Raw genomic sequence first — 878 nt, forward strand, 5'->3', positions numbered from 1 at the left:
GTATATATTTTTGTTAAATTTATCCTATGGATAGAACAAGTTTAATTAAAGGTCATTTAGAGATGTGTGTATTGTCTATTTTGTCAAAGGGAAAAAGCTATGGATATGAAATTATGAAGGAGTTAGAAAAACACAATTTAAAGTTGAAAGGAGTTGGAAGTATTTACCCCATTTTAACTAAGCTTAAAGATCAAGAATGGGTTTATACTTACCGTGAAATGACAGAAAGCGGTAAGGTTAGAGTTTATTATGAAATCAATGAAAAGGGCAAAATATATCTTCAGAAAAAAATTAACGAGTGGTTGGAGTTACAACAGGATATAAAATCTCTACTGCAAAGTGGTTTGAAAGGAGAACATTTAGAATGAAAATGAAATTGAGCAAGGAGGAAACACAATTTTTAAACGAAATTCTCGAAGAGTTAAAACAATACCAAATAAGTTCAAAGAACAGAAAAATTATTAAGCAGCAGCTTTTAGAACATATTCAAGAATGTCGTGAACACGGCCAAGATAGTATAAATGATTTAGGAGATACAACAACATTTATCAAAGATTTTTTAGAAATGAATGAAATAGATCTTCATTCTGAAATAAAACAGATACGAAAATCAAAAAATAGAATAGGAACTTTATTTGTGATTGGAGTCCTTACTTCAATCGTTACCTACCTCACTTCACAACTCTTACTATCTATGTTTTTAACAGAATCATTTAACCCACTACATACTAATAATTCGTTTGACTATAATATTCTGTATCACATAGCGGATAATTCTTGGTGGAATTCTTTGTTAATGATTACTAGCATTTCAATTTCTGTACTACTTTCCATGCTGGTAGTGTTTTATATACGAAAGGTAAATATAAGCAGGTGAA

Annotated in this window: 2 protein-coding genes; both read left to right on the forward strand. The window is 29.7% G+C overall.

The features are described from left to right. Positions 1-26 precede the first annotated feature (26 nt). Entirely contained in the window at positions 27-368 is a 342-nt protein-coding gene (locus V7183_RS07150; RefSeq protein WP_335359066.1) for a PadR family transcriptional regulator, read from the forward strand. Beyond that, a complete protein-coding gene (locus V7183_RS07155) occupies positions 365-877 on the forward strand; it encodes a hypothetical protein (RefSeq protein ID WP_335359067.1) in 513 nt (170 codons plus the stop codon). The genes V7183_RS07150 and V7183_RS07155 overlap by 4 nt, the downstream gene beginning before the upstream one ends. Position 878: the final 1 nt, after the last annotated feature.

Source organism: Bacillus sp. JJ1127 (assembly GCF_036965845.1).
GTDB lineage: Bacteria > Bacillota > Bacilli > Bacillales > Bacillaceae_G > Bacillus_A.

Bases quoted from the DNA above. Each gene is read 5' to 3' on its own strand.
- V7183_RS07155 (WP_335359067.1), top strand. From the start codon at position 365: ATGAAAATGAAATTGAGCAAGGAGGAAACACAATTTTTAAACGAAATT.
- V7183_RS07150 (WP_335359066.1), top strand. From the start codon at position 27: ATGGATAGAACAAGTTTAATTAAAGGTCATTTAGAGATGTGTGTATTG.